This window comes from Escherichia sp. MOD1-EC7003, assembly GCF_002965065.1.
GTDB lineage: Bacteria > Pseudomonadota > Gammaproteobacteria > Enterobacterales > Enterobacteriaceae > Escherichia.
Window position 1 is genome coordinate 1 of sequence record NZ_PTRE01000081.1, and the last position, 24704, is coordinate 24704.

General features: G+C 46.4%; 17 protein-coding genes and 7 pseudogenes. 8 read left to right on the forward strand and 16 right to left on the reverse strand.

From position 1 onward, the window contains the following. From A7090_RS14980 to A7090_RS15000, 4 genes and pseudogenes are all read right to left on the reverse strand, one after another. Window positions 1–241, reverse strand: a 241-nt coding sequence (locus A7090_RS14980; protein ID WP_241957274.1) for a pyridoxal-dependent decarboxylase, incomplete at its 3' end; no start/stop codon positions are given. A gap of 360 nt (window positions 242–601) precedes the next feature. Further along, a pseudogene (locus A7090_RS14990) lies at window positions 602–3347 on the reverse strand (M16 family metallopeptidase). A gap of 56 nt (window positions 3348–3403) precedes the next feature. After that, window positions 3404–5776 (reverse strand): annotated as a pseudogene (locus A7090_RS14995) (TonB-dependent receptor plug domain-containing protein). A gap of 37 nt (window positions 5777–5813) precedes the next feature. Then, window positions 5814–7499 (reverse strand): annotated as a pseudogene (locus A7090_RS15000) (ABC transporter ATP-binding protein/permease). Window positions 7500–7711: 212 nt separating this feature from the next. Between A7090_RS15000 and A7090_RS25810 the strand changes: the two are divergent. After that, window positions 7712–7833, forward strand: a pseudogene (locus A7090_RS25810) (hypothetical protein). Here A7090_RS25810 and A7090_RS15005 read toward each other — a convergent pair. From A7090_RS15005 to A7090_RS26620, 5 genes and pseudogenes are all read right to left on the reverse strand, one after another. After that, entirely contained in the window at window positions 7796–8956 is a 1161-nt protein-coding gene (locus tag A7090_RS15005) for an anaerobic sulfatase maturase (protein ID WP_105274620.1), read from the reverse strand. The pseudogene A7090_RS25810 and the gene A7090_RS15005 overlap by 38 nt on opposite strands. A 51-nt stretch (window positions 8957–9007) precedes the next feature. After that, window positions 9008–10690: a sulfatase-like hydrolase/transferase gene (locus A7090_RS15010; RefSeq protein ID WP_105274621.1), complete on the reverse strand. Its 1683-nt coding sequence runs from the start codon at window positions 10688–10690 to the stop codon at window positions 9008–9010. A gap of 884 nt (window positions 10691–11574) precedes the next feature. After that, entirely contained in the window at window positions 11575–12897 is a 1323-nt protein-coding gene (gene hipA, locus A7090_RS15015; RefSeq protein WP_105274622.1) for a type II toxin-antitoxin system serine/threonine protein kinase toxin HipA, read from the reverse strand. Next, window positions 12897–13163 carry a type II toxin-antitoxin system antitoxin HipB gene (gene hipB, locus A7090_RS15020; RefSeq protein ID WP_105274623.1) on the reverse strand — a complete coding sequence of 89 codons (267 nt, stop codon included), beginning with the start codon at window positions 13161–13163 and terminating at the stop codon, window positions 12897–12899. Before hipB ends, hipA begins: the two co-directional genes overlap by 1 nt. 190 nt (window positions 13164–13353) lie before the next feature. After that, a pseudogene (locus A7090_RS26620) lies at window positions 13354–13455 on the reverse strand (hypothetical protein); the annotation flags it as partial. A 108-nt stretch (window positions 13456–13563) separates the two neighbouring features. On the opposite strand from A7090_RS26620, the gene tam reads away from it, so the two are divergent. Next, window positions 13564–14322, forward strand: coding sequence for a trans-aconitate 2-methyltransferase (tam, locus tag A7090_RS15025; protein WP_105274624.1), 759 nt, complete (start codon window positions 13564–13566; stop codon window positions 14320–14322). Between the two features lie 3 nt (window positions 14323–14325). On the opposite strand, the pseudogene A7090_RS26625 reads toward tam, so the two are convergent. The 5 genes and pseudogenes from A7090_RS26625 to sad form a co-directional block, all read right to left on the reverse strand. Next, a pseudogene (locus A7090_RS26625) lies at window positions 14326–14445 on the reverse strand (bestrophin family protein); the annotation flags it as partial. A gap of 185 nt (window positions 14446–14630) precedes the next feature. Continuing rightward, window positions 14631–16082, reverse strand: coding sequence for a tagaturonate reductase (gene uxaB / locus A7090_RS15035; protein WP_105274625.1), 1452 nt, complete (start codon window positions 16080–16082; stop codon window positions 14631–14633). Between the two features lie 359 nt (window positions 16083–16441). Next, window positions 16442–16801 (reverse strand): DUF4186 domain-containing protein, encoded by a 360-nt coding sequence (locus A7090_RS15045; protein WP_105274626.1) that lies wholly within the window; start codon window positions 16799–16801, stop codon window positions 16442–16444. Then, complete coding sequence (gene glsB / locus A7090_RS15050; RefSeq protein WP_105274627.1) at window positions 16801–17727, reverse strand: glutaminase B; 927 nt, start codon at window positions 17725–17727, stop codon at window positions 16801–16803. The genes A7090_RS15045 and glsB overlap by 1 nt, the downstream gene beginning before the upstream one ends. A gap of 63 nt (window positions 17728–17790) precedes the next feature. Then, complete coding sequence (sad, locus tag A7090_RS15055; protein ID WP_105274628.1) at window positions 17791–19179, reverse strand: succinate-semialdehyde dehydrogenase; 1389 nt, start codon at window positions 19177–19179, stop codon at window positions 17791–17793. A 100-nt stretch (window positions 19180–19279) separates the two neighbouring features. Here sad and ptrR point away from each other — a divergent pair, with 100 nt between their 5' ends. Further along, a complete protein-coding gene (ptrR, locus tag A7090_RS15060) occupies window positions 19280–20140 on the forward strand; it encodes a putrescine utilization regulator PtrR (protein ID WP_105274629.1) in 861 nt (286 codons plus the stop codon). A gap of 166 nt (window positions 20141–20306) precedes the next feature. Next, window positions 20307–21497, forward strand: coding sequence for an L-arabinose MFS transporter (ydeA, locus tag A7090_RS15065; protein ID WP_105274630.1), 1191 nt, complete (start codon window positions 20307–20309; stop codon window positions 21495–21497). Window positions 21498–21520: 23 nt separating this feature from the next. Here the strand turns inward: ydeA and marC are convergent, their stop codons facing one another. Further along, window positions 21521–22186: an NAAT family transporter MarC gene (gene marC, locus A7090_RS15070; RefSeq protein WP_000885033.1), complete on the reverse strand. Its 666-nt coding sequence runs from the start codon at window positions 22184–22186 to the stop codon at window positions 21521–21523. 211 nt (window positions 22187–22397) lie between these two features. On the opposite strand from marC, the gene marR reads away from it, so the two are divergent. The 3 genes from marR to marB are packed head-to-tail and all read left to right on the forward strand — an operon-like array spanning window position 22398 to window position 23485. After that, window positions 22398–22832: a multiple antibiotic resistance transcriptional regulator MarR gene (marR, locus tag A7090_RS15075; RefSeq protein ID WP_105274631.1), complete on the forward strand. Its 435-nt coding sequence runs from the start codon at window positions 22398–22400 to the stop codon at window positions 22830–22832. 20 nt (window positions 22833–22852) lie between these two features. After that, window positions 22853–23236, forward strand: a complete 384-nt coding sequence (gene marA / locus A7090_RS15080) for an MDR efflux pump AcrAB transcriptional activator MarA (protein WP_105274632.1) — start codon at window positions 22853–22855, stop codon at window positions 23234–23236. 30 nt (window positions 23237–23266) lie between these two features. After that, entirely contained in the window at window positions 23267–23485 is a 219-nt protein-coding gene (gene marB / locus A7090_RS15085) for a multiple antibiotic resistance protein MarB (protein WP_105274633.1), read from the forward strand. Between the two features lie 56 nt (window positions 23486–23541). Here marB and eamA read toward each other — a convergent pair whose 3' ends face one another. After that, window positions 23542–24450, reverse strand: coding sequence for an O-acetylserine/cysteine exporter (gene eamA, locus A7090_RS15090; protein WP_105274634.1), 909 nt, complete (start codon window positions 24448–24450; stop codon window positions 23542–23544). 128 nt (window positions 24451–24578) lie between these two features. Between eamA and mgtT the strand changes: the two are divergent. After that, a pseudogene (mgtT, locus tag A7090_RS27285) lies at window positions 24579–24635 on the forward strand (protein MgtT); the annotation flags it as partial. Window positions 24636–24704: the final 69 nt, after the last annotated feature.

Genomic DNA, 24704 nt, shown 5'->3' on the forward strand with positions numbered 1-24704 from the left:
TGATCGATAAATCCATCAATTTATGGACGTTTTCGTCGTCCCAGGTCTGGCAGAAAGTGGCCATGTTCTGACGCGCGTTGCCATCAAGATATAATTCATCATTGATAATCTGGAATGCGACATCATCGCGCATTTCGTGCAGCGGGAATCGTTTTGACTCCGCGATAGTAGAAATGGCCTTTGCGCCAAAACGTGAATCGAGTAGTTCCGACCTTAAATCCATTACTTGCTTCTTATCCATTTTAAACTCCTTAAAATGATTGGATTGCATTAAAAAAGTAGGATTTATCGATAAAGTAAGCAAGTGCAAAGGGCTCGGGGTTAAATAACAAAATCCTAATATCATTTATCGCAAGATATTGCGTGCATGATATTTTTATATTGAGAAAACAATGAGATAGAAATATAGTAGGTGTAGTCAGGTGTTTCATGGTGTTATTTTGATGCGAATTTTGACTCACCTGAGTTATCACATAAAAATCAGACCTTAAAATATCACTATTAGTACTCGATTATTATTTTGAACGCCTTTGTAAAATAATTACATAAAATATCGACTATTGCTAAAATCCCCGCCAACGAGATGTTGACGGGGCTGTTATTATTTTGGCAATAATACTCCGGTATAGGTATTCACTGGATGAGAAAGATATTCTTTAACTGCAGTGTTAACGTGCTCTACCGTCATGTGTTTCAACAATTGCTCCTGTTCAGTCCAGGCGGCAGGATCGTCATATTGAATAAGACTATTTACAATGGTGTTCGCTAATTGTTGAACGCTACGCTGTTGGATATCGAGGCGGCGCTGAACGTTTTGCTGGTATTCGTTCAGTTCTTGCTCACCGATCCCTTTAGCCAGACGCTTAACCATCACTTCATTCGCTAACCTTAACAGTTCATCATGTCGTTCTGGTTGACAAGTAAAAGCCAGCAAATGGCTGATATCTTTGGCCAGAGGATCAACCGAGAGGCGAGAAGAAACGCTGTATGCCCCAGATGCCTGTTCACGAATATTAATTCGCAGATCTTTTGCCAGTGCGACGTTAAAAGCATCCAGCGCCATACGCGTTGTCAGATTAACAGGTGTTCGGGAATCATAACGATTCCACTGTGAGACATGTGCCACAGGTTCATTTTGTTCTTTTACCGTAACCGATGCGTTGTCTGTCGCGCGGGTTAATGGTTTACCTGCGGCTAATGGTGAATCAGAGTGTTTGATTGATCCTAAGTAACGTGTAATTAACGGCAGGAGTTTGTCTTCAGCCACATTACCGACAATGACAAAAGTGATATCGGCTGGAGATGCAAACAAGTGGCGATCGGCAGCCAGTGCGTCTGCGGCAGTAAACTGTGCAATCTGTTTTTCTTGCAGTAATTTCGTGCGGTCATCAGCATAGCGCGTCTCATACATCTGCTGGGTGAATTTCTCCGCTGGACGCTGGTCGAGCGTTTTCAACGCCTGAATTTGAGCATTTTGTAGCGATGCCCAAATATTGTCGTTAATCGTGCTGTGGGTGATTCGTTGGTTAATCAACTGGAAACCAGGTTCAGGGTTATTAGCCCGCGCGCTAACGGAGAGCAACGTATTCATACCACTGACTTTAGTGCTCATGGTTACCGAATTTTCCGCGCTCCAGCGTTTCAGGCTGGAAGAAGTGAGCTCACCAACGCCGCTGCCGCTTACCGCTTTATTTGCCAGCGCGATAAGTGATTTTTGCTCCGCAGGGAAACTTAAATCACCTTTATTAGATACGGCAATAATTTGTAGCTTTTTCTCTTCCCCGGCGGGTTTTGCCAGAATAACCCTGGCACCATTAGAAAGTGTTAATGAGGTCAGATTTTCAGCCAGCGTTTCTTTGCTGCTAATTTCTGCCAGGGAAGATGTAAGCTGCCAGCTTTTTGTTGGCGTACTCTTTTTCCAGTGCCAGGATAGCGTCAGGAGACAATGCTTTTTGGGCTGCAACCTCGTTGTTCACCATTTGCTCCCAAAATGCGTCCTGGTTTTTTCTTAACTGCTGCCATTTTTCCACCAGACTTTGCACGGTAATTTTCTGCCACAGACGTTTAGAAAGCTGATATGTCTCTTCTGGCGACAAGAATGGCGTGTTATTTAACGAGCTGGACGCCAGGCGACTGGTCAGCATACGTAAATCACGTTCTGCTTGCTGATCAACCGCATTTTTCAGCCAGGTGAGGCGGGTCGCTTTGACATCATCGAGTTCTTCAGCAGAAAAACCATGTTGGTCGATGGTTGCCAGCTCGGCCATCAATGCATTTGCAGCATCCTGCATATTATCGTCACGTGCATTTACACGGAAAAATAGCGACTGATAATCGGGGGCAATTTTAACGCTGCGTGCAGTGCCACCAGAAATAGTCTTCAACTCGCCCGACTGTATGCGCTCCTGCAGACGTTGATTGAACAGCTGAACTAACATGCTCCATTCCGCTTGTTCGATAAAGCTTTGCTCATCGTTCACTTGTACCATTGGCAGGCGATAATAGAGTGCGATGCCGTTCACCCGGTTTTCTTTATCATTAATGATATTAAAGCGTAGGCGGTTTTCTGCTTTTATCGGCCATACCCGATTTTCAACGGTTTTGTTAGCCGGAAGCTTACTTAAATTATCCTTTATCAGCTCCAGTGCTTCTTTACTGTCGATATCGCCGACCACAATAAAGGTCATATTATTTGGTTGATACCAGCGTTGATAAAATTGGCGTAATTGTGTTGGTGTTACCGTGGCGACAGTATCCATCAGGCCGATAGGTTCACGGTCTAAATTACGGGTATTTGCCAGCAGGAAAGGGCGGCGTGCCTGAGAGGTGCGCCATTTCACATCCTGATGTGCACGCCATTCCTCAGTAATTACGCCGCGTTCAGCATCTACTTCAAGTTTTTCAAAGGTTGCGGCATGACTCCATTCACTGAAGATTGCCATCACTTGTTGCAGATTTTGTTTCTGCGTAGTCGGCAAACTCACCTGATACACCGTTTCGTCATAGCTGGTATAGGCATTAACATCGCGACCAAAACGCAGGCCCATCGACTCAAATGTTTCGATGACTTTATTACCTGGCCATGTTTTTGTGCCGTTAAACATCATATGTTCTACAAAATGAGCCACACCGCGCTCATTGTCTTCTTCCTGTAATGAACCGGTATGAATTTGCAGCCATAAATTTACTTGATCCTTTGGTTGAGCATGCGGATAAATCATATATCGCAAGCCATTGTCCAGTTGCCCGGTAATTAATTTTTCATCCTGCGGTAAGGCGGCGGCAATCAGTCGCCCGGGGAACAACAGCGTTGCCACTAACGTCAGTAAGAAACAGAGGTTTCTCATAATCATCTCCATGCGAAAACCGGGCGAATTTACCCGGCCATATAAAATCCGAAGTATTAAAATTTCATGCTGACATCAAGCCAGAAAGTACGGCCAGGGGCGTAGGTCGCCACACCGGTATTCGTTGTATCAACAGCGGTTTTGCTATCCAGTACATTGAGAATATCGGCACTGATCGTCAGGTTTTGTTGTTTAAGAAATCGTGGCGTCCAGGGCACGCGGGTGTCCCAGGTCAGGCTGCTATCCAGTTTTTCGTCAACATACTGCTTGTAATCTGAATATTCGCTGATGTATTGCGCATTTGTCTTACCGAGGATAATGCGAGCTTTACGTGCTTCTTGCCAGGCCAGCGTATTTGCCCACACCAACCCGCTCGGTTGATGCGTGAAATCCATGTTTAAGGAGATCTTTTATGGGTTATTAAAATCTGCCACCGGAACACTATCGTAAGAGACCAGATTACCGTTATAAACCACCTGGTTATCATCGGTATTACTCTCTTCATAACCATTGTTTAACGACAAGTTGCCCTTGCTCTTGATATAGCTAAAGACAATTTGCGGGTTAATATCTACCTGGCTGATATGCAGGGGCTCGGCCAGTTCAAAACTGAGGTTGAACGAATGCGTTTTGGTTTTGCCGTCGTTGTTATATTCAGTAATGGTGGTTTTAGTGGCGCTATCGGTACGACTGCTTTTGCTGATTTGATCATGCGCTTCACGGTAAACATAGTTTGCGCGCGCAATAACGTTCTTACCTATTTTTTGCTGCAATCCCATTGCCAGTTCATCGTTATAAGGCGTTTTCAAATCTTGATAACGCGTCAGGGTTTTATTGCCTGATACCGATTCCGTCCAGCTATTGCGGATATCACGTAACCCCATATCAAGAATATTCCCGCCATAGTAGCGGTTATAACCCGCGGTAATCATTGAGGTTTGATCAGCAAAAATATCCCATTCCGTCATAAAGCGTGGGGAGATATTGTGGTTTGACAGGTAGTTGTCATAGTCATAACGCACGCCAGGCATCAACGACACATTGCGCCAGCTAATGCGATCAGCCATATACAGCGTGTAGTTGTCAATTCCCAGGCTGCCTTTACCTTTATGGTAAATAGTATGGTTAGTTTTCTTTCCGGCAGCATTAATCACATAAGATTCAGACTGATTATGGCGTTCGGTCCACGCATCTGAATAGATGTATTCTGCACCGAAGTAGGGTTGATGCGAAACATTACCCATGGCGAATTTTTGCCAGTCCAGGCGTGTTTTAAAGGTGTAATTATCTACAGCCTGTGAAATGTGTCCTAACCCGCCACGGGTGCAGCGCCCTGAAATATCACCATATGTACATGAAAGTTCGGTGTACCAAATGTCATGATCGTGACGGGTATAATCGCTAATATGATCCCAACCAACGGTGGTACGCAGTTTTGCCCATGCGAGTTGCGTATCCATATCCCATGCCAGACCGTAGGATTTATTACCCATTTCGCGGTCAGACTCCGGGAAGGTACTGGTATTATAATCACGGCTGGAGCCGGTATATTTTAAGGTTAAATCGTGGGTAAAGCGGTCGCTGGCAAACCAGGTAAATTTGCTCACTGCGGTATCGATAACGTTTTTATACTGTGCCCGACCGGCGATAATGCCGTCATTCGAAACATAATCCGCGCGGATAATATCAGACTGGCGGCGCGATAAACCGGCGGTGACGCCAAAGTTATCAGCGAGTTCCTGATTAAACGACAAGGTATAAAAGTTCTTTTTAAAATCTGGAGAGTAATAAGTACTTCCTGAAGAACCTTGATTGAATGCGCTCTTGTTATTCTCATCGATATGAGATGTTAACCAGTCCGAACGCGTTGTACGATAACCCAGTTTCACGCTGCTATCATCAGCGTTGAAGCGTTTGATCTTTGCATCAATTACCCCGCCATTGAAGCGACCAAATTCAACCGGCACAAAACTGTCATAAAGCGTCACATTGTCCAGTAAACTGACATCAAGATAATAACCCTGTGACATCCCACTAATATTGGTTGCACTACTGGCGTCGGACTCATTTGCCGGGTTCAGATTGTTAGTTGCACTAATACCGTCAATCAAATAGGCATTCTGATAGGGCGACGCACCGTGAATAGAGATTTTCTCTGGACGAATATCTCCCTGGTTTAACGAGGTACTTTGCGTTGAATCCATGCGCACCGCAGGGTTGGTTTTCAGCAGATCGCTGATATTGCCATTTCCGGTCGGTAAACGCTCGATGCTTTCACTGGTATAATGTGTGTTGCCGTTTACGGGCACAGGGACCGGAGCATAGACCGTCATCTCTTCAAAAGCATGCATGTACATGTTTTTGTCATCGACGGCCTGCGCCACATCAGCGCCACATAAAATGACGCCAGGAATAAGAACTCGCTTCATTTATTTTTATCTCCGTACAGCAGGGCTTTTATTGTTTTTATAAAACCGCGCTAATGTCACAAATATCATCAGCCAGGTTCCAGACACCGGATTGATGTGTAACCATAATGACGCCGCTTGTAGGTAACTTTTCACGTACTAAACGCAGTAAGCGGATAGCCTCTTGTTCCTCAAGATGAGAGGTGGTTTCGTCGAGAAATATCCATTTCGGACGTCGTAAAATTAATCGTGCCAAGGCGATACGTTGTTTTTCTCCGCTGGAAAGAATATCGCCCCAGCGATCATGATCATGAATACGTGCAGCCAATTTTCCCAGACCAACCTGGTGCAGTACTTCGCTCAACGATTTATCGTCTACGGGCAGGGGAAGTGCTTTACAAATAATCTCTTTCAGTAGGCCGGTTTTGATTAACGGTGTTTGTGACACATACCAGCTGTCAGCAGGAGAAGAAATATCACCTTTAAACCACGGCCAGCAGTGGGATAATGTTTTAAGTAGTGTGGTTTTTCCCGCACCAGAGTAACCTTTCAGTAATAGCCATTTGCCTGGTGAAACATGAAAGTTCAGGTTCTCTAATATGACCTTATTATCAGGAGTACGAATACTCGCGTCAGCCACTTGTACCGCATGTTGACAATTTTTAGGTTTATGCGTAGGACGCTGTTCGGTGAGTTGATGGAACTCATACAACCGATCGATAACCGCAGCCAGTTCAGCGAGTTCGCCATATTTATAAATAAACCAGCTTAAATTGTTGGATACCAGCATAAATGCCTGGCGCGATTTCATCAGGCCGCCCAGATTGATCTGTCCGCTAATAAACTGAGGCAATAACAGAAAGTAGGGAAGAACGCTAAGCGAGCGCGAATAAATATTCTGCTAGTAATCAAGCCACCGCTGGCGATTCATTAAACGATGCCAGTTCTCTTTAATGGTATAAAAATTGTCGCTCAACTCCTGGCGTTGTAGAGACTCAGCATTGCTTAACGCAATCAGTTCTGCTTGCTTATTATGCTGCACAAGATTAGTTCGAAATGTCGCTTCGCTACGTTGTTTTTCCACATTAAGCGGGCGAATACGTTTACCAACCTTATGGGTAAATAAAGTTCCACCGAGCACAATGAGCACGACGGTATAGACCATATACCCCTGGATATTCCATTCTGTGCCACCAACAGTGAATGAGAGCGTACCCGCGCTTTGCCAAAGAATAACGGTAAAGGTGATCAGCATGCTAAGTGACTGGATGAATCCAAATGAAAGACTGAGTGTTTTGTTGATCAGTAAGTGAATGTCTTCAGCGATACGTTGGTCAGGATTATCTGTATTTTTATGCTCGCCGTAGATCTGCGTGAAGTAGTAGTTTTTATCTGCAAACCAGCGATCAAGGTAGTAATCCGTTAACCATTCGCGCCAGCGAATAGTCAGTAGTTTAATTAACCATGTTTTGTTTACGGATATTAATACAAAGATCCCCAGCAGGGCAGGGAACCACAGGACAAGTTGCCAAAGTTTATCTGTTTCTTTCTGGCTTAGCGCATTGAAAAAATCATTATTCCAGTCGTTTAACCAGACCTGAATTTTAACCACGGCAAGGATCATGGCGAGGATAATAATGATTAATAATACTGAAGTGTTATTATTCTTACGTAGCCAAAAGGGCTTCAGCAGGCAGAGATACTTTGCGATCAACATACAAAACGTAATGGGAATGGTTATCATTAACGAAAATTGATTGTGCCATCCAATGATTGTCTATGGCAATGATTTACTGATAAAATATATTTAAGTGTTGCTTAACACTATGAAATACAAAGAAATATTTAATTTCAGCGGTTATGATTATACTATTGATAATCAAGGGTATTGTTAATGCCCTGACGCAAACAACGTAAGCCAGGATTCGCACTCTTGCTTCCCAGGAGAAGATAATGATGACGGAGCACCCGACAGGAATTTATGTCGGGTGTCTTGCTAAGAGCATAAGACGGCGGCTAAGACTGGAGCTAAGAGGGGCTTTATTTATTATTCTCCATTTGCTTTGCAACATCCATAATGTGGTAAAGCGGTACTCTATTTTTAGCTAACTCCACCATGGCATTCATATAAGGCACCATGGTTGAAAAAAGGATTTTATAACCTTCGCAAAAATAGGAAACAGTCTCATTGTTTACTTTAGTAATACGATGCTTAGGACAACCGCCATTGCAGATAGGTTTATAAGCACATTGTTGACATTTCTCAGATATCAGTTTTTTTTGCGCTGTCAGTTGTGCGCTGTTCATCGTTTTGAGTTCAGATTTATTGATGTTTCCAATTTTGTACTGTGGATATACAAAATGGTCGCATTCGTAAATGTCACCATTACTTTCAACAACCAGATTATCCTTGCAGGACTCCTGGAAAATACAACTGGTATGCCCATTCCCCAAAAAACGGCTGACAAAGCTTTCAAACTGACGGATGAAAATTTCACCTACATCGTTTTTAACCCATTGCATAAAAATGGATGACATAAACTTGCCATAAGCCGTGGGAGGCACAGAAAAGTCGATAATACGGAATGCGTTCTCACTATGACCACTGAAATCAATATTCGGCGTCCCGGTTTCCAGCAATTCGATAAATTGCATATGTTTACTGCCGATAGATTTTAAAAAATTATAAACCTCAAGAGGGTAATGGACATTAATGTTATTAATGACGGTTAACGTATTAAATTCAACTTGATATGATTTCAGACGCTCGATGGCTGCTATCACTTTTGCAAAAGTTCCGTTGCCTGAATTACTGCGTCTGTAACAATCATGTAGCTCTTGGGGTCCATCAATTGAGATGCCAACCAGAAAATCATGTTCTTTGAGAAAGGCACACCATTCATTACTCAATAAAATGCCATTTGTTTGTAACGCATTAAAAATACGTTTTTGGCCTGCATAGCGTTGTTGATAGTGAATAACTTTACGGAAAAAATCCAGACCAGCCAGAGTAGGCTCGCCGCCTTGCCAGGTAAAATAAACCTGATTGCCAGACGCTGCGATATATTGTTTGATGAACTCTTTCAGAGTGCTGTCATCCATCCATTTTTCATGAGTAAACTGCGACTCTTTTTCAAGGTAAAAACAGTAATCACATTTGAGATTACATTGAAAACTGGAGGGCTTGGCTGTAACGTGCATCGCTATCTCGCTCAATAAGGCGGCGGAAAAATCCGCCGCATGAAGGTTTAGTTATTTCGTTTCGCTTAGTGCTTTCTTGATATTGTTAAACTTATCCTGATTTACCTCGCTAAGCGGCGGCTGGCTGTTGTTAATAAACTCTCTCACCACACCTTGCATTTCTTTAACGACCTGCGGATTGGCGGTGGCAAGGTTATCTTTTTGCTGTAGATCGGTCAGTTTGTATAGACCTAATTTATTGTTTTCTACTGTATAGACAAGCGAATAATCGTTATTTCTCACCGTATATGAGAATTGGCTTAAATCCTCGGTGTTGGGGTTATGCGGGTAATCGTCTGACTGATGTCGGACAAATTTGTGGTAATTATCCCAGAATGGAATATTTTCCTCATCAAACCAGTGAGAATAAGATGTTATCCATGTCAGGTTTTTATGTGGCTCACCTTGTTTCTTATCTTGCAACCAGGGCAGCAATGAAACGCCATCCAGTTTAAGGTCTTTTGGAATGCTGATATCGGCTGCATCAAGAGCTGTAGGGTAGAAATCCATTGCAGAAATCAACTTGTCATAATTACCGGGCTGAAGTTTTCCTTTCCACCACATAAACATTGGTGTGTGAGTCCCGCCTGGATAGGTCTGGCTCTTATAGCCTTTTTGCGCCCCATTCAGTGGCAGAGGACCATCGATAACCGCACCATTATCGGAGGTAAAGAGAATAATGGTATTATCATACTGCCCGTTTTTCTTCAGTTGTTCGAGAATGCGTTTTACGCCCTGATCAACAGAATAAACGGAAGCGTAGTAGTTATCTGCTGTTTGGCTACCGGTATTAAATTGCTTCTGATATTGCTCCGGTGCAGGATTGTCATTTGGCAGGTGCGGAGCATTATAAGCCAGGTAAAGCATAAAAGGCTGGTCGAGCGTTTTAGCACGATCAACAACGCCAATTGCCTCATCGGTTAACTGATCGCTGATATAACCTTTTGCGGGAACGCGTTCACGGTTTTTGAAAAGTGAAGGGGAGTTGTAATATGCCGTTCCTGCAGCATGGAATCCCATAAAGTAATCAAAGCCACGGTTTTGAGGTTGCCATTCTTCCGCAGAAAAGGTGGTGAAGTTGTCATGATAGTCACGCGTTTGTTTATCTTCCGGTACCGGCACATTACTGATTTTTGACAAGTGCCATTTACCTACTGCTGCAGTGTAATAACCATGATTCTGGAATAATTCAGGCAAGAAAGTTTCTGTTAGTGGAATACCATCCTGAGCATCGGTATTGGAATAGACACCAAAGCGAGCGGGCGCTCTACCGGTCATTATTGCGGCTCGGGAGGGGCCGGAAACACCGTGCGCCACATAGCCGTTTGTAAAACGTACACCTTCATCCATTAATGAAAGGAGGGTTGGTGTTGATTTTTGTGCGGCTTCAATGGCTTTGTCTATCCCTATTTTGTAGGTATCGACAACTTCACGATTTTCCATTGTTTTTGGGTCAAAAGAACCCTTATCAAAAGGAAGTTGTCCATAACCAAGATCATCCATGGTCAGTACGATAATATTTGGTTTTCCTTTAGTACTGTATTCAGTCGGCGTAAAGTCTGAGAAAGCAACGTTAGTTTTGGTTGCTTTCAGCTTTACATCATCTGCCGCGTGAGCGGTAAATGCAGCCATACCAGATGCCAGTATCAAAGATATCGAAGTACTTACGACACTTTTCTTCAATGCAGACTTCATAAATGTTCCTCTTCTTATTGTACTTAATTCCAAAGTAATTTTATGAAGAGAAATAAGTTCGTGTAAGTGAAGTGAGTCACATAAAGAGATAGCAGATTTATCTAAAAAATGGAGATAAGTTCTCATAAAGCGTTGACATTATTTTCGGATCTACTAAGTAATTTCTCGTCGATAAACAACTAATTTATTGATATTTAATGAGTTATTGTATTTTGCTGACAAAGCTACAAATTGAGATCATAAATAATCATGCAACAGGTTATGCAGATGCATAAATATGTGATATCTGTCACTTATGTATTTCATGAAATGCAACGCCTAAAATATCAAGGGGCAGGGAATGGCAGTCCCCATTTAATTCTTTCGCATGACTACTCGTTAGCGAATAATCAAATTGCTAAAACATTCATTGTATTGTCCGTGTTCATCCCCGTGTGCCTATATGAAAAATAAGACTCTGGCTTCAATTGCGCACGGATTTTCTTACGGGGGTAGGATATAGGAGCAGATTTTCTTCCATTAATTATCTGAACTATCCACCACTTCAAATAGATCCGTGACGCCTTCGTAGTGAACGCGATTCTGCACCTCAATTGTTTGTATTCAAGGGCAAAAAGGGGTCAGCAGTGTGCGGATTTCACCGTCAGTATTTGCTTCAGAAGACAGCACATAACCTGTCGTTGAGCTTCGTCACGGCGCAGTCACTGTGCGCTTGTATTGTTTCTAGTCTGCACCTCACGCAAGAAATAGGAGGGATGCTTTAGTGAGAAGCCATGAAGAGAGATGAAGTTGTTTATCACTGCATGGCATTTAACATAATATACATTATGCGCACTACAATGAGCCAAGGAAGAATCCAGTCTTTAGCGGTTAGATTGGGTATCTCACTTAATTCCGTAATCTCGGTTTAGCCGACCGTGCAACCTCAACACATTGGTTTCAATTGCCGCCACCACATTCTCCGGAAAATCTGCCGGTAATGAAGTCTTCACGTTCTCCAGTGCTGCGGGAATCATTCTGGCAAAGTCTCTCAGGATTTCATGCATCTGCACCTCCGGAAATTTCAGCGCCTTTGCTGTCGCCAAAAAATGTCGCGGATAAATTTTATCGATTGCCGTTTTTCTGCCTTTAGATGCGTTAAGCCCCATTGCCAGTTTGAGATCGCTGATATGTATTCCCGCGCCACCCAATACCGGAAATGCTGAAATGATGTCGTAAAATGGCGTGAGTCGGTAACTGCCACCGGCCTGGATAAAAACTGAGAAATTTTTCGCATGACCGTCCGTGGCGCCAATCAACCACTGGAATACCTGGAATTTCATAAAATCATAACGATCGCGAAGCGCCTCGCTGGACCCCATCAAAAACGCCATGATCCGCGCGATGCCAGGGCCTCCATCTGATTCATATTTCACCGATGAAGGTAAACCGAATGTCTGACACATATCTTCCTGTGGCAAGCGAAGTAAAACCGTTCGCTCAGTATTCCAACGCCTGTCAAAACGTTCGACCGCTAACGCACGCACCCTTCCCGCTTTTATGATTTCTGCGCCTGGAACATTCAACCCGAGTTCTTTCGCCAGTAGCAAACAGTAATACTCATTATCAACACTCTGACTGAGATCGAGCGTCGCGTTGGGCTGCCTGATTTCCCCAATCGGTAATTTAATGATGTGCGTCGTAGGCGTTATTCCTTTTGGAATACACCAGTCATTGCCCATTCTGAGCAGCGCCGTCTTCTCCTGCGCGCCAGCAACCGAGATGCGAAAGTCATTTTCCTCCCTAATCATGCCTAGCGGGATATCTGTTTTATAAGCCGTTAATACTTCTTCAAGCCTGTCTTCAGTGAGCTTTTCCCATGCCATTATCGGGCGTGTTACGGTTTCATCTTCGGGTAATAACGTCACGGCACCAACGCTGTCTCGCCCTATTTCTGACAATAAATCAAACGGCTGCCTGGATTTAGCATGATAACGTTTAACGATCCGGTCGCGTACAATCGGGCTATCGGGTAACAGGTTATCGAAGAAATTAAACACGGCATCAGAGGTGATATTCCCCCTCTGCAATGGCAGCGAAAGTGACAAAGGTCTGGCATAACGGTTGGCTAACCACTCCGCTGCATACTTAAAAGTGTGCGCGCCATTGGCTAATTTCGTTAACTCGCCTACCCGCTGGTTGTTCATCCATGTGACAAGTTTAGGCATTACCACTCCAGATCTTGCTGTTTTGTTGATTCTGGCGAGGCATTTTTCGTGTCACATAGCGTCATTGAGAGTTCTAATGACTGTAATATCTTAAAAAATGTCGTCAGCGTGGTGTTATCGGGATTATTCTCGAAATTCGAAATTGTCGCCTGCTTAATGCCGATTTTTTTCGCCAGCTCGCTCTGCGTCCAGCCATTTTGCTGACGTACAAGTTTCATTGCATTCGCTAATTGCTTTGGGCTATAGATCATCGGAAAGCTTATCATGCCATAGGTCCACAAGATGTTTATCCGCTTAAGGGGATATTGTCAGTTTTATCCCTTAGTAAGGATAAAGTCAATCTGCAAACGCATTTTATCCGCGCTACGGGATAAACGTTGCGATATCCGCAATCGCGGATAAAAGAGAGGATTTAAAAAACGACGCTATTTGCTGCAAGTTACACGCTTATAGGTGTCGATGCCTAAACAGTTTTTCTTCGGCACAGAAAGCATTGTGGAACCTGCGCATGGTATGTCCGGTAAAAAAGTTTATAGATTCAGCTTGTACCATGTCAGGTCTTTATGACCGGGCCGCGAAAAAAACGTCAGTTTAATGGTCTGATGCCGTGAGGCGAATTTATCAGTTTTATCTACAATTGGAGTAACACGCTGACGGGAGTAAAAAATGTCTGACTGGAACCCCTCTTTATATCTGCACTTCGCTGCTGAACGATCGCGGCCGTCGGTGGAGCTACTTGCCAGAGTGCCGTTGGAGAATGTCGAATACGTTGCCGATCTTGGCTGTGGCCCAGGTAATAGCACCGCCCTGCTGCATCAACGTTGGCCCGCTGCCAGAATAACAGGCATCGACTCGTCTCCGGCGATGGTTGCCGAAGCACGCCGTGCTTTGCCGGACTGTCAGTTTGTGGAAGCTGATATCCGCAATTGGCAACCGAAACAGGCACTCGATCTGATTTTTGCTAATGCCTCACTGCAATGGCTGCCCGACCACTACGAATTGTTTCCTCATCTGGTTTCGTTACTTAATCTGCATGGCATGTTGGCAGTACAGATGCCAGATAACTGGCTGGAGCCAACCCACGTGCTCATGCGCGAAGTCGCCTGGGAACAAAACTACCCGGATCGCGGGCGTGAGCCGCTGGCTGGCGTTCATGCTTATTACGATATTCTGAGTGAAGCCGGATGTGAGGTAGATATCTGGCGAACTACTTACTATCACCAGATGCCGTCGCACCAGGCGATTATTGACTGGGTTACCGCCACCGGATTACGTCCGTGGTTACAGGATCTGACCGAGAGCGAACAGCAGTATTTTCTTATGCGCTACCATCAGATGCTGGAAGAGCAGTATCCACTGCAGGAGAATGGTCAGATACTGCTGGCATTTCCGCGTCTGTTTATTGTTGCCCGGCGAACGGAGTAATTATCACGTCAGCTGGTAATGACGAGCGGGAAGAATCTTCGCTGGAATTTCTGCTTCATCGTTCATCTGTAACAGGTTAATTTCAATGGTATTGCCGATGGCATCCAACGGTAACTCATTGTTTTTAACCCTCTGTTTTTCTGCAAGACAAAGATACGGCGCAGTCAGTGTTGTTGTGGACGAACAATCATGGTTATCTTCAGGTGTTACATATGGCACCTGTGAATGATAAAGGTGTATAGGATGTTGTAACTAACATGAGTCGGTGAAAAACCCGGTCGAAACCGGGTTCAGAAGTAACGGTGTTATTAGCACAACGGGCGTACCGCTTCGCGCATTCCTTTTTCGAGAATCGCATCCAGGTCATGAGCTACCTGCTCGACCAGACCTGGTACTTGCGTCAGGTCCTGTTCCCAGTGGTCCTTTTCAGCCAACACAGCAGCAACCAGTTCCTGGGTACCAATAACACGGTCACCATGCTGGCTCCAGAGTTGCTGATAACGTTCCAGCCAATGTGCATCGTCCTGTACCGGATACGTTTCACCGTTACGCTCACCGCGATAGAATGCAATCAATGCCGCTAATGCGAAAGTGAGGCGCGCTGGTAGTGTGCCGGTTGCTTTCTGCCCTGCCAGCAGCTGCGGCAGGATGCGGGTGCGGAACTTGGTCATACCGTTGAGCGCGATAGACAGCAGCTGATGCTTGATGTACGGGTTACGGAAACGCCCGGTGACTGCACTGGCAAAAGATTCCAGCTCATCACGAGGCAAATCCAGTACCGGAATAATCTCTTCATAGATGGCTTTTTCAACGAATGCGCAAATTTCAGCACCGTTCATCGCTTCACCTACGGTATCCAGCCCTGCCTGGAACGCCACCGGCACCAACGCGGTGTGTGCGCCGTTGAGGATTGCCACTTTGCGTTCTTTATATGGTTTAATATCGTCAACAATCAGTACATTGAGCGGATATTTGTCCAGACGCAGTTCTGTCGCTAAGGATTTCGGCCCCTGAATAACAAACAGGTAAAAGTGTTCAGCGGTGTCGAGGAAACCATCGTGATAACCCAGCTCTTCTTCCAGTTTAGCTACTTCATCACGTGGATAACCGGTAACAATACGGTCCACCAGCGTAGAACAGAAGCTGTTAGCCTGGTCCAGCCATTGGATAAATGCTTCTGGCAGTGCCCACTCTTGCGCGTAGCGCAGCACCAGTTCACGCAAGGCGTCGCCATTGTAGTCGATCAACTCACACGGAATGATGATCCAGCCTTTATCCTGCGCTCCGTTGAAATGACTGAAACGTTCGAACAGTAGACGGGTCAGTTTTGCCGGATAGCTTACCGCTGGCGCGTCATCGAATTTATCGCCTGCATGGTAGCTGATACCCGCTTCGGTGGTGTTAGAGAAAACAAAGCGCATTTCCGGGTTGTGCGCCAGTTTCAGGAATTCATCGTATTCACTGTAAACGCTGATTTCACGATTAACAGAGCGAATCAGACGCGCGTCGCTGACCGCTTCCCCCTTCTCATTCAGGCCACGGATAATGGTGGTGTACAGACCATCCTGCGTGCTCAGTGACGGCGGGAATGAAGTTTCAATCGGACGAACAACGACCACGCCAGAATTCAGATCGGTGTGCTCATTCAAGATATCGATTTGCCAGTCAACAAAGGCGCGCAGGAAATTACCTTCTCCAAACTGAATGATACGTTCTGGATACTGTGCACCGGGAAAATCGCGACGATTTAGTGTTTTCACAATGGGTTCCCTTCTGATTAGTCATACAACCCGCTTGAATTGGTACAACAGGTTAGCAAACTTTAATACACTGAACCCTTGTTTTGATCAACTCCTGATGAATAATGAGCCGTTTTATGAAAAAAATGTGGCGCTGATCGTGGTTTAATCGAGGAGTAACGCCTTTTCTTCACTCAATAAAGTGGTAGAACACATTGCAATTAAATCGCTCTGAATGAACAAAGATGTCAGACAACTTGCTCACCAATGCAGGCTCCCCGCTCCACCAATGACTACCGAGGCAATAACCGACACAATAAGCGCAATGATGAGCATCATCTGCTCTGCTTTAACGCACGCATCACTCCGCTATTTTATTCTCATGGCTGATTCATCTGTATAACCAGCCAGTGATAGATTACCGCCACGATATAACGTTGTTGTTCCTCGCTTAACGAAACACCCTGCGGAATGTTATGCCACTTAGCCAGGCAACCGCGACAGCAGGTCGCGGTTGCGTGCTGAGCGATAAACACCGGATGCCCGCGCATGGGGGTTTGCTTACCGTCTTTAGCGGGTAATGCCGGAGCAAGACGTTTCGCGACAAAATCCACCGCATGCTGTTCGATGACTGGTGCGCCTTTCTCCAGGCAATACTGGCGCTCTTTCACGCCCAAACGAAAGCGAGAGCGAAATTTTGAACGGGATAAACGTGCGAAGAGTGGCTCGAGAGACTGCATTAATAAACCGAACGCCCTAACTGTTTCGTCAATTGTTCAAGGACGGCGATACCCGCAAGCGAGTTACCTGCCTCATCCAGTTCCGGACTCCAGACTGCGATGGCCATTTCATGCGGAACAATCGCCACAATACCGCCACCAACGCCAGATTTCGCCGGTAGCCCCACCCGCCAGGCAAATTCCCCCGCGTTCTGGTACATACCACTGGTCGCCATCAACGCGTTAATTTGCCGCGCCTGCATTGGCGTCACCACAGGCTCATCGATATGAATAGCTTTACCCTGATTTGCCAGAAAGACAAACGTCCGGGCCAGCTCTACACAGCTCATTTTCAGAGCGCAATAATGAAAGTAGTTTTGCAAAACGGTGGTCACATCATGATGAAAATTGCCAAACGACTTCATCAGCCAGGCGATAGCCGCATTTCGCGCGGAATGTTCAAATTCGGAACGCGCTACTACCGTATCGTAGGAAATATCAGACACACCGCTTAAGCCGCGCACGACTTCAAGCATACGTTGCCGTGGCGCACTTAAGCGCCCTTGCAACATATCGCAGACCACCAGCGCACCGGCATTAATAAACGGATTACGCGGAATACCCTGCTCCATTTCGAGTTGTACCAGGGAATTGAACGGTGATCCAGACGGATCTTTGCCGACGCGTTGCCAGATTTCCTCTTCGGAGTAATGACGCATGGCGACAACGAGACTCAGCACTTTGGAAATAGACTGAATGGAAAAACGTTCTTGCGCGTCTCCAGCCTGAAAAAGCTGCCCGTCAACGGTACAGATAGCAATGCCCAATCGGGAACCATCAACCGTCGCCAGCGCCGGAATATAATCCGCGACTTTCCCCTGACCAATGAGCGGCCTCACTTGCCGCAAGATGTTTGCTAAAATTGCATTATCTATGGCGACTGCCACTTTCTACTCCTGGACCGCAGGTCTGAAAAGACCTGCGAGTATATCAGAGCGGAATATGAAGCGTCAGATCCGGTCTTTCCACACCGTCTGGATATTACAGAATTCGTGTAAGCCGAAATGGGAAAGTTCACGACCAAAGCCACTCTTCTTCACGCCACCAAAGGCGACTCTCGCATCGCTGGCACAGTAACCATTGATGAACACGCCACCGCATTCCAGACGTGCCGCCATCTGTCTGGCCTGTGTTTCGTCGGTGGTGAAAATGGTCGCTGAAAGGCCGAACTCACTGTCATTAGCCAATTCCAGCGCATGCTCTGCATCTTTCGCAATGGTGATTGCCGCAACGGGGCCAAACACTTCTTCCCGAAACGCGGTCATTTCAGGGGTAACATTCGCCAGAACCGTTGGCAGATAGTAGTTACCTGCCCCAGCTATCTTTTCCCCGCCCAGTAACAAACGCGCACCCTGCGCCAGGGTTTTCTCCACCTGATGATGCAGCTCATCACGTAAATCAAAACGAGCCATGGGTCCGATATCGTTCTCTTCGTCACAGGGATCGCCCATTTTCAACCCTGCCGCCGCTGCCACAAAACGCTCAGTAAACGCCGAAGCTATTCCCTCTTCGATGATAAAGCGTTTTGCAGCCGCGCAAACCTGTCCGGTATTCTGATAACGTCCGGCAACAGCCGCTTTAACCGCCAGTTCCAGATCGGCATCGTTAAGCACAATAAACGGATCCGAACCACCCAGTTCCAGTACGCATTTTTTCAGGGCCGCTCCAGCCTGTGCGCCAATAGCCGCTCCTGCCCGAACACTTCCGGTCACGGTGACAGCAGCAATGCGCGAGTCTTTAATCATCTGGCTGACACCGTCGTTGTCGGCATTCAGCCAGCCATATACGCCTTGTGGGATACCCGCATCTTTAAACACCTGGGCAATGAGCTGTGCACAGCCCATCACATTCGGCGCATGCTTAAGTAAGTAACCGTTACCTGCAAGAATGATAGGGACAGCGCCACGCATCACCTGCCATAACGGAAAGTTCCACGGCATAATCGCCAGAATCGTCCCCAACGGTCGATACTCAATAACCGCCTGCTGATTTTCCACCAGTGTAGATTCTGCCTTCAACATTGCCGGACCATGTTCTGCATACCAGTCACACAAATTCGCTGATTTCGCCACTTCAGCGCGCGCCTGGTTGATCGGTTTGCCCATTTCACGGGTGATCATTTGCGCCATTTCTTCGCTACGGGCGCGCAGAGCCTTACCGATATCACGCAGTTTTTCGGCACGATGATCTACATTTGTCTCGCGCCAGTCGCGAAAGCCTGCTGCCGCCAGCTGAAGTGCGTATTCGATATCGTCAGCGCCAGCCCACGGCAGTACAGAAAGTTGCTCACCAGTGGCAGGATTTATCGAAATAGCATGAGTTGCCGGAGTAATGGTCATCGGGGTATCTCCTTTATGAGTTATGGTAAGAAGATACGCAGATTTACTCTTTCTTGAAAATGAATAATATTAAGCCACTTATTCACGAATAGAGAATATTATGGATCTGACCCAACTGGAGATGTTCAACGCTGTTGCCGAAGCTGGCAGCATTACCCAGGCTGCTGCAAAAGTGCATCGTGTGCCTTCGAATCTCACTACCCGTCTACGCCAGCTGGAAACAGAACTGGGAGTTGATCTATTTATTCGCGAGAATCAGCGTTTACGTCTCTCACCTACCGGGCATATCTTTTTACGCTATAGCCAACAAATTCTCGCGTTAGTGGATGAAGCACGGAACGTTATCGCTGGTGATGAACCACAGGGATTGTTTTCTCTTGGTTCGCTGGAAAGCACCGCCGCAGTGCGCATTCCGGCCACGCTGGCAGAATTTAACCGTCGTTATCCCAAAATTCAGTTTTCACTTTCCACCGGCCCTTCCGGCACTATGCTGGAAGGTGTGCTGGAGGGAAAACTGAATGCGGCGTTTATTGATGGGCCCATTAACCATACTGCCATTGACGGGATACCGGTGTACCGCGAGGAGCTGATGATCGTCACGCCACAAGGACATGCGCCAGTCACTCGCGCCAGTCAGGTTAATGGCTATAACATTTATGCATTCCGCGCCAATTGTTCGTATCGTCGCCATTTTGAGAACTGGTTTCATGCTGACGGTGCAGCGCCGGGGACCATCCATGAGATGGAGTCGTATCACGGTATGCTGGCCTGTGTGGTCGCAGGTGCAGGCATTGCGCTTATTCCACGCTCTATGCTGGAAAGTATGCCAGGGCATCACCAGGTTGAAGCATGGTCGTTGGCTGAGCAATGGCGTTGGTTAACAACCTGGCTGGTCTGGCGTCGTGGTGCGAAAACACGTCCTCTTGAGGCGTTTATTCAACTGCTCGATGTGCCTGACTAAATATGATGAAAATTTTTCAGATCTGTGTTGCACTTGCTACCTACACAGTAGTTGGTACAACATGAAGCGGCAAAATGCGATCCAGATCACAAATACATTGTACTCACTGCATTAACCGTTTTAAGATCATTTCATCACTTTTTCGCAACTCTCCCGATAATCTATTATGACTATAAACACTGATTCCCGCAAAGTGGCGTGGCTACGGGTCGTTACGCTGGCAGTCGCCGCCTTCATCTTCAACACCACCGAATTTGTCCCCGTTGGCCTGCTCTCGGACATTGCGCAAAGTTTTCATATGCAAACCGCTCAGGTTGGCATTATGTTGACCATTTATGCATGGGTAGTGGCGCTAATGTCATTGCCTTTTATGCTAATGACCAGCCAGGTTGAACGGCGCAAATTACTGATCTGCCTGTTTATGGTGTTTATTGCCAGCCATGTACTGTCGTTTTTGTCGTGGAGCTTTACCGTTCTTGTGATCAGTCGCATTGGTGTGGCTTTTGCACATGCGATTTTCTGGTCGATTACAGCGTCTCTGGCGATCCGTATGGCTCCAGCCGGGAAGCGAGCACAGGCATTAAGTTTAATTGCCACCGGTACAGCTCTGGCAATGGTATTAGGTTTACCTCTCGGGCGCATTGTGGGGCAGTATTTTGGCTGGCGAATGACTTTCTTCGCGATCGGTATCGGGGCGCTTATCACCCTTTTGTGTCTGATTAAGTTACTTCCCTTACTGCCCAGTGAACATTCTGGCTCATTGAAAAGCCTCCCGCTATTGTTCCACCGCCCGGCATTGATGAGCATTTATTTATTAACGGTGGTGGTTGTCACCGCCCATTACACGGCATACAGCTATATCGAGCCTTTTGTGCAAAACATTGCGGGATTCAGTGCCAACTTTGCCACGGCATTACTGTTATTACTCGGTGGTGCGGGCATTATTGGCAGCGTGATTTTCGGTAAACTGGGCAATCAATATGCGTCTACGTTGGTGAGCACAGCGATTGCGCTGTTGCTGGTATGCCTGGCACTGCTGCTACCTGCGGCGAACAGTGAAATACACCTCGGGGTGCTGAGTATTTTCTGGGGGATCGCGATGATGATCATCGGGCTTGGTATGCAGGTTAAAGTGCTGGCATTGGCTCCAGATGCCACCGATGTTGCGATGGCGCTATTCTCCGGCATATTTAATATTGGTATCGGTGCTGGCGCGTTGCTGGGTAATCAGGTGAGTCTGCACTGGTCAATGTCGATGATTGGTTGTGTGGGTGTGGTGCCCGCTCTCGCTGCGTTGATATGGTCGATCATCATTTTTCGCCGCTGGCCAGTGACACTCGAAGAACAGGCACAATAGTTGAAAGGCCCATTCGGGCCTTTTTAATGGTACGTTTTAATGATTTCCAGGATGCCGTTAATAATAAACTGCACGCCCATACATACCAGCAGAAATCCCATCAGGCGGGAGATAGCTTCAATTCCCCCCTTGCCCACCAGCCGCATAATTGCGCCAGAGCTGCGCAGGCTTCCCCACAAAATGACCGCCACCAGGAAAAAGATCAGCGGCGGCGCAACCATCAGAACCCAATCAGCGAAGGTTGAACTCTGACGCACAGTGGACGCCGAGCTAATAATCATCGCAATAGTTCCTGGACCCGCGGTGCTTGGCATTGCGAGGGGGACAAAAGCGATATTGGCACTAGGCTCATCTTCCAGCTCTTCCGACTTGCTTTTCGCTTCAGGTGAGTCAATCGCTTTCTGTTGAGGAAAGAGCATCCGAAAACCGATAAACGCGACGATTAAGCCGCCTGCAATTCGCAGACCGGGAATCGAAATGCCAAATGTATCCATCACCAGTTGCCCGGCGTAATACGCCACCATCATGATGGCAAATACATACACTGAGGCCATCAACGACTGACGATTACGTTCGGCACTGTTCATGTTGCCTGCCAGGCCAAGAAATAACGCGACAGTCGTTAATGGGTTAGCTAACGGCAGTAACACCACCAGCCCCAGGCCAATTGCTTTAAACAAATCTAACATTGGTAGTTGTTATCCTGTGCATCCGGGTTATCAGCGAAAAGTATAAGGGGTAAACAAGCATAAAGTGTCACTCTTTAGCTAACCTTGCATCGAATTGACCAAAACTTAAACCGATTTAGCAAAACGTGGCATCGGCCAATTCATTCATTTGACTTATACTTTCCTGGGCAATATTATCCACTGCAACTAATTACTTGCCAGGGCAACTAATGTGAAAAGTACCAGCGATCTGTTCAATGAAATTATTCCATTGGGTCACTTAATCCATATGGTTAATCAGAAGAAAGATCGCCTGCTTAACGATTATCTGTCTCCGCTGGATATTACCGCGGCACAGTTTAAGGTGCTCTGCTCTATCCGCTGCGCGGCGTGCATAACACCGGTCGAACTGAAAAAAGTATTGTCGGTCGACCTGGGGGCACTAACCCGTATGCTGGATCGCCTGGTCTGTAAAGGCTGGGTGGAAAGGTTGCCGAACCCGAATGACAAGCGCGGCGTACTGGTAAAACTTACCAACAGCGGCGCGGCAATATGTGAACAATGCCATCAATTAGTTGGCCAGGACCTGCATCAAGAATTAACAAAAAACCTGACGGCAGACGAAGTGGCAACGCTTGAGCATTTGCTTAAGAAAGTCCTGCCGTAAACAAAAAAAGAGGTATGACGATGTCCAGACGCAATACTGACGCTATTACCATTCATAGCATTTTGGACTGGATCGAGGACAACCTGGAATCGCCACTGTCACTGGAGAAAGTGTCAGAGCGTTCGGGCTACTCCAAATGGCACCTGCAACGGATGTTTAAAAAAGAAACTGGCCATTCATTAGGCCAATACATCCGCAGCCGTAAGATGACAGAAATCGCGCAAAAGTTGAAGGAAAGTAACGAGCCGATACTCTATCTGGCAGAACGGTATGGTTTCGAGTCCCAGCAAACCCTGACCCGAACCTTCAAAAACTATTTTGATGTTCCACCGCATAAATACCGAATGGCTAATATTCAGGGCGACTCGCGCTTTTTACATCCACTGAATCATTACACTAGCTAATTAAAACGTGACAACGTCACTGAGGCAATCATGAAACCCCTTTTATCCGCAATGGCAACTGTGCTTATTCTCTTTTCCGCGCAGAGCATTGCGGAACAAACCACGCAGCCGGTTGTTACTTCCTGTGGCAATGTAGTGGTTGTTCCCCCATCGCAGGAACAACCACCGTTTGCTTTAAATCACATGGAGACTGGCAGTGATAAGTCGGATGCTCTCGGCGTGCCCTATTATAATCAACACGCTATGTAGTTATTGTCAGGCTCTAATCACAGAGCCTGACATCTCCGCAATATCTTTTTGAAGTCTCAAATATTTTCGCCATTGTTGGCGATGAGATTACGCCACCGCAAGCCAAATACATTGATATACAGTCCGGTCATAATGAGCACCGCACCGAAGAATTGCAGACCCGTTAAGCGTTCATCCAACAATAGTGCCGCACTTGCCAGTCCTACAACGGGCACCAGTAACGATAACGGTGCAACCCGCCAGGTTTCATAGCGTCCAAGCAGCGTCCCCCAGATCCCATAACCGACGATTGTCGCTACAAACGCCAGATACATCAGAGATAAAATGGTGGTCATATCGATAGTGACCAGGCTGTGAATCATAGCTGCGGAACCATCGAGAATCAGCGAGGCAACAAAGAAAGGAATAATCGGGATTAATGCGCTCCAGATTACCAGCGACATCACCGCCGGGCGCGTTGCGTGCGACATGATCTTTTTATTGAAGATGTTGCCACACGCCCAGCTAAATGCTGCCGCCAGGGTCAACATAAAGCCGAGCATCGCCACATGCTGACCGTTCAGACTATCTTCGATGAGCACCAGTACACCCAAAATCGCTAAGGCGATCCCCGCAAATTGTTTGCCATGCAGTCGCTCACCGAAAGTAAACGTGCCAAGCACGATAGTAAAAAACGCCTGTGCCTGTAACACCAGTGAGGCCAGTCCAGCTGGCATACCAAAGTTAATGGCGCAGAAGAGAAAGGCAAACTGCGCAAAACTGATGGTTAAACCATACCCCAGCAGCAAATTCAGCGGTACTTTCGGTCGTGCGACAAAAAAGATGGCCGGAAAAGCGACCAGCATAAAGCGCAAACCGGCCAGCATCAGGGGAGGCATGTTATGAAGCCCCACTTTGATGACCACAAAATTTAGCCCCCATACGACCACTACCAGTAGCGCCAACACCCCATCTTTTCGCGACATTCTACCGCCTCTGAACTTTCATCTTTTGTAAGTAATCAACTTAGCTGAATTTACTTTTCTTTAACAGCTGATTCGTTAGTCGCCGGTTACGCCGGCATGAATGCGCAAATAAGCCGCTATACTTCGAATGCAAGGGGCCTGATTTTTATGATGGCGAAAAAAAACCGCCAGTAAACCGGCGGTGAATGCTTGCATGGATTGATTTGTGTTTTGCTTTTACGCTAACAGGCATTTTCCTGCACTGATAACGGATC